At 72.5% G+C, this 7,233-nt stretch carries 8 protein-coding genes; all 8 read left to right on the top strand.

Going from position 1 to position 7,233, the window contains the following annotated elements:
- The first annotated feature begins 77 nt into the window (after positions 1 to 77).
- Complete coding sequence (gene hisI / locus VB059_RS02215; protein ID WP_323420393.1) at positions 78 to 458, top strand: phosphoribosyl-AMP cyclohydrolase; 381 nt, start codon at positions 78 to 80, stop codon at positions 456 to 458.
- A complete protein-coding gene (locus VB059_RS02210; RefSeq protein ID WP_323420382.1) occupies positions 455 to 1,972 on the top strand; it encodes an anthranilate synthase component I in 1,518 nt (505 codons plus the stop codon). Before hisI ends, VB059_RS02210 begins: the two co-directional genes overlap by 4 nt.
- Positions 1,969 to 2,613 (top strand): Trp biosynthesis-associated membrane protein, encoded by a 645-nt coding sequence (locus VB059_RS02205; RefSeq protein ID WP_323420381.1) that lies wholly within the window; start codon positions 1,969 to 1,971, stop codon positions 2,611 to 2,613. Before VB059_RS02210 ends, VB059_RS02205 begins: the two co-directional genes overlap by 4 nt.
- Complete coding sequence (locus VB059_RS02200) at positions 2,610 to 2,834, top strand: hypothetical protein (RefSeq protein ID WP_323420380.1); 225 nt, start codon at positions 2,610 to 2,612, stop codon at positions 2,832 to 2,834. The genes VB059_RS02205 and VB059_RS02200 overlap by 4 nt, the downstream gene beginning before the upstream one ends.
- A gap of 307 nt (positions 2,835 to 3,141) precedes the next feature.
- Positions 3,142 to 3,927 carry an indole-3-glycerol phosphate synthase TrpC gene (trpC, locus tag VB059_RS02195; protein WP_323420379.1) on the top strand — a complete coding sequence of 262 codons (786 nt, stop codon included), beginning with the start codon at positions 3,142 to 3,144 and terminating at the stop codon, positions 3,925 to 3,927.
- A gap of 70 nt (positions 3,928 to 3,997) precedes the next feature.
- Positions 3,998 to 5,314 (top strand): tryptophan synthase subunit beta, encoded by a 1,317-nt coding sequence (trpB, locus tag VB059_RS02190; protein ID WP_323420392.1) that lies wholly within the window; start codon positions 3,998 to 4,000, stop codon positions 5,312 to 5,314.
- Between the two features lies 1 nt (position 5,315).
- Positions 5,316 to 6,146, top strand: coding sequence for a tryptophan synthase subunit alpha (trpA, locus tag VB059_RS02185; RefSeq protein WP_323420378.1), 831 nt, complete (start codon positions 5,316 to 5,318; stop codon positions 6,144 to 6,146).
- A gap of 166 nt (positions 6,147 to 6,312) precedes the next feature.
- Positions 6,313 to 7,197, top strand: coding sequence for a prolipoprotein diacylglyceryl transferase (gene lgt / locus VB059_RS02180; RefSeq protein ID WP_416339476.1), 885 nt, complete (start codon positions 6,313 to 6,315; stop codon positions 7,195 to 7,197).
- The last annotated feature ends 36 nt before the right edge of the window (positions 7,198 to 7,233 follow it).

Genomic DNA, 7,233 nt, shown 5'->3' with positions numbered 1-7,233 from the left:
CCACGGGCGCGGTGCCGGTGACGGGCCACAATAGGACGGTGACTGCGAACCCTGACCAGACCGATCCCGAGACCCCGGTGGTGGTCACCACCCTGCCCGACGAGGTGGCGGCACTTCTGAAGCGCACCCCGGACGGCCTCGTGCCGGCCATCGCCCAGGACGCGACGACCGGCCGGGTGCTGATGATGGCCTGGATGAACGACGAGGCCCTCGCCCTCACCCTCTCCACCGGCCGTGGCACCTACTGGTCACGCAGCCGCCGGACGATGTGGGTCAAGGGTGAGGAGAGCGGCCATCGCCAGTGGGTCCGCAAGGTCGAGCTCGACTGCGACGGCGACACCCTGCTGCTGCAGGTGGAGCAGGAGGGTGCCGCCTGTCACCTCGGCACCCGCTCCTGCTTCGACACCCGCACCCTCCGACTCACCGCCGGTGGGACCGACGGACCGGAGGCCCGATGACCGCCCTGCCGATCTTCCCGACCCCGGAGGGGTTCCGGGAGCAGGCCCACACCACCCGGGTGATCCCGGTGTGGGCCAAGGTGCTGGCCGACACCGAGACCCCCGTCGGGCTGTACGCCGCCCTGGCCCGTGACGAGCCGCACACCTTCCTGTTCGAGTCCGCCGAGGACGGGGTGTTCTCCCGCTGGTCGATCATCGGCGTCCGCAGCGGCGCCACCCTCACCGAACGCGACGGTCGTGCGGTGTGGTCGGGCGAGCCCCCGGTCGGCCTGCCGACCGACGGCGCGCCGCTCGACGTGTTGCGCGAGTCGCTGCGGGTGCTGCGCACCGAGCGGCCCGAGGGCCTGCCGCCGTTCGTCAACGGTTTCGTCGGCTACCTCGGCTACGACATCGTGCGCCGCCTCGAGGTGCTCCCCGACGGCTGCGTCGACGACCTGCACGTCCCGGAGCTGGTGATGATGCTGGCGACCGACCTGGCCGTGATGGACCATCGCACCGGCGAGTTGTGGTTGATCGCCAACGCCATCAACCACGACGCCACCGACGAGCGCGTCGATGAGGCGTACGCCGACGCGGTGGCCCGGGTGGGGGAGATGGCCCGGCGGCTCGCCGAGCCCAGCCAGCCGTTGGTCCGCGCCGTGGACGACTCCGGCACCGCCCCCGAGGTGGTCGAGCAGCGCACCCCCGCCGAGTTCGAGGCAGCGGTGGAGGCAGCCGTCGAGGAGATCCGCGCCGGGGAGATCTTCCAGGTGGTGGTCTCGCAACGCTTCGACATCCGCACCCAGGCCGACCCGCTGGACGTCTACCGGGTGCTGCGCCGGATCAACCCCAGCCCGTACCTCTATCTGCTGCGGCTGGACGGCTTCGACATCGTCGGGTCCAGCCCCGAGGCCCTGGTCACCGTCACGGATCGCGACGCCGTCACCCATCCGATCGCCGGCACCCGGCCCCGCGGGCGGACCGCCGCCGAGGATGTGGCGCTGGAACGGGAACTGCTGGCCGACGAGAAGGAACGGGCCGAGCACGTCATGCTGGTCGACCTGGGCCGCAACGACCTCGGCCGGGTCAGCGAGCCCGGCACCGTCACCGTGATCGAGTTCATGAAGGTGCGTCGCTACTCCCACGTGATGCACCTGGAGGCGGGCGTCACCGGGCACCTGCGCGACGACGTCGACGCAGTCGGGGCCGTGCTGTCCTGTTTCCCGGCCGGGACTCTCTCCGGCGCCCCGAAGGTGCGGGCGATGGAGATCATCGACGAGCTCGAGGTGAGTCGTCGCGGCGTCTACGGCGGGGTGATCGGCTACTTCGACTTCGCCGGCAATGCCGACGTCGCGATCGCCATCCGCACCGCGCTGATGAAGGACGGCACCGCCTACGTCCAGTCCGGCGCCGGGATCGTCGCCGACTCCGTCCCGGCCACCGAGAACCAGGAGTGCCGCAACAAGGCGATGGCCGTGGTCCGCGCGGTCGCCGCCGCCGACAGCTGGCGCGGACTCGACGGAGTGCCCGCATGACGGCCCCCGGCACCGGGCAGGCCCCGCCCCGGCCCGCGGGACGCTGGCGTACGGTCGCGTACGTCGCCCTGCTGGTCGGCACCATCGGCGCGTTCGTGACCGGCACCCAGCCGTGGTGGACCGCCGACGCGACCGGGACCACCGCACCGGTGAGCGGCACGGTGTCGAGCGGCAGCCTCAGCCAGGCCCTGGCCGTGGTGACCGTGGCCGGGCTGTTGCTGTCCCTGACCCTCGCCGCCCGCGGGCGGCAGGTCCTCGGCGCCGTAGTGCTCCTCGCCGGGGCCGGGATGGTCGCCCTGGGCGTCTCCCGGCCCCGGCCGGCCGCCGACGTCGTCGCCGAGGCTCTGCGCTCGGTCACCCTGGCGGTGGACTGGCAGCTCACCGGCACCGGCTGGCCCTGGGCGTACGCCGCGAGCGGTCTGGCGGTCGCGGTCGGCGGTGGCCTGCTGGTCGTCCTCGCCCCGCGGTGGGAGACCCGCCGGTCCCGGTTCGAGCGGGGCCCGGTGGCGGTGGACCTGACCGACGCGACCGCGGTGTGGAAAGCCCTGGACGCGGGCGTCGACCCGACGTCCGAAACTGCGGTACCCTCGGCCCAAGAAGCACCGCCCCAGGCGCCACCGAAGAGGGAGAGTCAAGGATGAGTCACAGCGCTATCGGCCACGCCCCTGAGGAGAAGTACCACCACGGCAAGTCGCCGGCCGCGTACGCCTTCTCCATCATCTTCATGGTGGCGGTCGTCGTCGGTGTCGTCGCCATGGTGCCGACCCCCAACCTGGTGCTGCTCGCCGTCGCCGGCGTCATCGCCCTGGCCGCCTGGATCACCTGGGCGGTGCTGCGCGGGATGGGCCTCGACAACGTCTAGGACGTACGACTGAGATCGCGGCCCGGGACGCCTCCCCGGGTCATGGTCCAGATGGGCGCCCGGGCCGACGGCCCGCGGCGCCCATCGTCGTCCCTGGGCCACGACGTCCGAGCCCACGACGTCCGGGGCCACGTTGTTCAAGGGCAGGACGTTCACGGGCCACGTTTCGGAGGAAGTCGCCTCACCGGGGAGAGGACACCGTTCCGGAACGCGGCACGTCGCACCGCTGCAGGCCGGGGTGTTCCACCGCTCGGGACGCCTGGCCCGGTGCGGTACAACAGTCAGGGAAAAAGGAAGGGAGAGCCGCATGGGTGTGCTCGACGAGCTGAACGCGGGGGCCCGCGCCGACATGGAGGAGCGCCGCGCGCTCACCGGTCAGGATGAGCTGGTGCGGCGCCTCGAGGCGCTGCCACCGGCCCGCGACCCGCTGCCCGCCTTTCGTGCCCCGGGCATCTCGATCATCGCCGAGGTGAAGCGGGCCAGCCCGTCCGCCGGTGCCCTGGCGGAGATCGCCGATCCGGCCGCGCTCGCCGAGGCGTACGCCCGGGGCGGCGCGGACGCCATCTCGGTCCTCACCGAGCGGCACCGCTTCGGGGGCTCTCTGGCCGACCTCGTCGCCGTCCGGGCCCGCGTCGACATCCCGGTGCTGCGCAAGGACTTCGTCGTCGACGCCTACCAGCTCTTCGAGGCCCGCGCCGCCGGGGCCGACCTCGCCCTGCTGATCGTCGCCTCTCTCGACGATGCCGAGCTCGCCTCGCTGCACGCCGTGGCCCTCGACCTGGGGCTGACGCCGCTGGTCGAGGCCCACACCGCTGACGAGGTCCGGCGTGCGGTCGACCTCGGCGCCGTGCTGATCGGCATCAACAACCGCAACCTCAAGACCCTCGAGGTGGACACCAGCACCTTCGCCCGGCTGGCCCCGCTGGTGCCGGCGGGCGTGGTCCGGGTCGCCGAGTCGGGAGTCCGCACCCCTGCCGACGTCCGTGCCTTCGCCGAAGCGGGGGCCGACGTCGCCCTGATCGGTCAGGCCCTCGTCACCGGTGGCGACCCCGTCGCCGGCGTCCGCGCCATGAAGGAGGCCCCCCGTGGCTGACACCGCCCCCAGCTCGATCACACCCACCCCGATCACATCCGGCCTGGGCACCCCCGCCCCGGCCGGCAACCTGGCCGGCCAGCGGCCCTGGGACGGACGCGAGCTGCCCGACACCCGCGGCCACTTCGACCGGCTCGGCGGCAAGTTCGTGCCCGAGGCGCTCTACGCGGCGCTGGCCGAGCTCGAGCAGGCCTACGAGGATGCGCTGCGCGACCCGGCCTTCGCGGCACAGCTGGAGGACCTGCGGGTCAACTACGCCGGTCGCCCGACGCCGATCACCGAGGCCGAACGGTTCTCCCGGCACTGCGGCAACGCCCGGGTCGTCTTCAAGCGCGAGGACCTCAACCACACCGGCTCGCACAAGATCAACAACGTGCTGGGCCAGGCCCTGCTGACCAAGCGGATGGGCAAGAAGCGGGTCATCGCCGAGACCGGAGCCGGCCAGCACGGCGTCGCCACCGCCACCGCAGCCGCCCTGTTCGGCCTCGAGTGCCGGATCTACATGGGCAAGGTCGACACCGACCGGCAGGCGCTCAACGTCGCCCGGATGCAGTTGCTCGGCGCCGAGGTGATCGCCGTCGAGGCCGGTTCGGCGACGCTGAAGGACGCGATGAACGAGGCCCTGCGCGAGTGGGTGGCCACCGTCGACGACACCCACTACCTGATCGGCACCGTCGCCGGCCCGCACCCGTTCCCGAAGATCGTCCGGGAGTTCCAGCGGGTCATCTCCACCGAGGCCCGCGCCCAGTTCCTCGACACGTACGGTCGGCTGCCGGACGCCGTCTGCGCCTGCGTCGGTGGCGGCTCCAACGCGCTCGGCTCGTTCGCCGATTTCATCCCCGACGATTCCGTCGCGCTGCACGGCTTCGAGGCCGGCGGTGACGGGGTCGACACCGGCCGGCACGCCGCCTCCATCACCGGCGGCTCGATCGGCGTGCTGCACGGCACCCGCACCTACCTGCTGCAGGACGAGGACGGCCAGACGATGGAGTCGCACTCCATCTCGGCCGGGCTGGACTACCCGGGCGTCGGCCCGGAGCACTCCTACCTGCACGACGTCGGCCGCGTCACGTACGAGCCGATCACCGACACCGAGGCGATGGAGGCCTTCCGGCTGCTCAGCCGCACCGAGGGGCTGATGCCGGCCATCGAGTCGGCGCACGCCGTCGCCGGTGCGCTCCGACTGGGCCGCCGGATCGCGCAGACCGATCCCGACGCCCGGCCGCTGATCATGGTCACCCTCTCCGGGCGGGGCGACAAGGACGTACGGACCGCCACCCGATGGTTCGGGCTCACCGGCGAGGTGGACGGGACCCACGGCGGCGACCCGGTGGAACTGCCCGAGGACCTTGCCGCCCACGCCGAACCGCGCCCCGAGGAGCTGTGAGATGACCGCACCCGGCAACTGCACCCCTGTCTTCGACCGCGCCGCGGCCGAGGACCGCGCCGTGTTCATCGGCTATCTGCCGGTCGGCTATCCGACCGTGCCCGGCTCGCTGGCCGCCATGCGGGCCCTGGTCGACCCGGGTGACGGGCCCGGTGCCGACATCGTCGAGATCGGCATCCCGTACTCCGACCCGATGATGGACGGCGTGACGATCCAGCGCGCCGCCACCCGTGCCCTCGAGCGCGGGGTCCGGGTCCGCGACGTGCTCGCCGCGACCGAAGCCGTCGCCGCGGCGGGGGCGACGCCGTGCGTGATGTCGTACTGGAACCTGATCGAGCAGTACGGCTGTGACGCCTTCGCCCGCGACTTCCGCAACGCCGGGGGAGCGGGAGTGATCACCCCCGACCTCACCCCGGACGAGTCGGACGAGTGGATCCCGGCGACCGACGCGCACGGGGTGGACCGGATCTACCTGGTCGCCCCCTCCTCGACCGACGAGCGGATCCGGCTGACCGCCGAGGCGGCGCGCGGCTGGCTCTACGCCACCGCGGTGATGGGCGTCACCGGCGCCCGGAACACCACCTCGGAAGCGGGCCACGTCCTCGCCGGCCGGATCCGCTCGCTCAGCCCCGACACCCGGATCGGCATCGGGCTGGGCGTCTCGAACGGGGCCCAGGCCGCGGAGATCGGCGCCTACGCCGATGCCGTCATCGTCGGCTCGGCGCTGGTGCGTACGCTCCTCGAAGCGGACGACGCCGGCCGCCCGGACGACCTGACCGCCCTGCGCGCGCTCACCGGTGACCTCGCCCGGGGGGTGCGGGCCGCTCACTGAGACGGCGTGGCCGCCCACTCACGGTGCACTGTGGGACGGACTGGCTAGAGTGTCGGTGGCCCGGTGACCCGGGCGTCCGGTGTTGGATCCGACCCGGTGTCGGATCGAGCCCGGTGTTGACCCGAAAGGCGGTCCGATGACCCTGCTCCCGCTGCTCCCGACGGCGCTGGTGCCGCTGTCGATCCCGAGTCCGCCCCAGGGGGTGTGGGAGCTGCCGATCCCCGGCACCGGTCTGGTGATCCCGATCCGGGCCTACGCGTTGTGCATCCTGACCGGCATCGTGGTGGCCTGGATCATCGCCTCGCGGCGGTGGCAGGCCCGCGGCGGCGGCCAGGAGACGTTGGAGACCGCGATCCTGGTGGCCGTCCCGGTGGGCATCATCGGGGCCCGGCTCTATCACGTGATCACTGACCACCAGCTCTATTTCGGCCCCGGTCGCCACCCGATCGAGGCCCTCTACATCTGGAACGGCGGCCTCGGCATCTGGGGCGCCGTCGCCGCCGGCGCCCTGGCCGTCTGGATCGTCTGTCGGCGCCGCGGTGCCTCGTTCGCCGCGATGGCCGACTCGCTGGCCCCCGGCGTGGCGGTGGCCCAGGGGATCGGCCGGCTGGGCAACTGGTTCAACCAGGAGCTCTTCGGCCGCCCGACGACGCTGCCGTGGGGGCTGGAGATCGACCCGGCGCACCGCCCGGTGGGGTACGAGCAGTACCCGACCTTCCACCCCACATTCCTCTACGAGCTCCTCTGGGTGCTGCTCGTCGCGCTGGTGCTGGTCCTGCTCGACCGGCGGTTCCGGCTCGGACACGGCCAGGTCTTCTGGCTGTACGTGGCGCTCTACACCTTCGGCCGGTTCTGGGTGGAAGGACTGCGGATCGACACCGCCAACCATCTGGGCACCTGGCGGATCAACGAGTACGTCTCATTGGTCGTCTTCGTCGGTTCGCTGGTCGCCCTGCTGATCAGCCTGCGGCGGCACCGTACCCGCGAGACGCCCGAGACCGTCGATCCCCGCGGCGCCGCCCGTGCCGAGGAAGAGGAACCGGCAGCATGACCGCCGCCGCGCCCGCCGGCGATCCCCCGCCCGTCC

Origin of the sequence: Raineyella sp. (assembly GCF_034933565.1) — a bacterium.
In the GTDB taxonomy this organism is placed as follows: Bacteria; Actinomycetota; Actinomycetes; order Propionibacteriales; family Propionibacteriaceae; genus Raineyella.
This window is presented reverse-complemented; position numbering and strand designations above follow the sequence as displayed.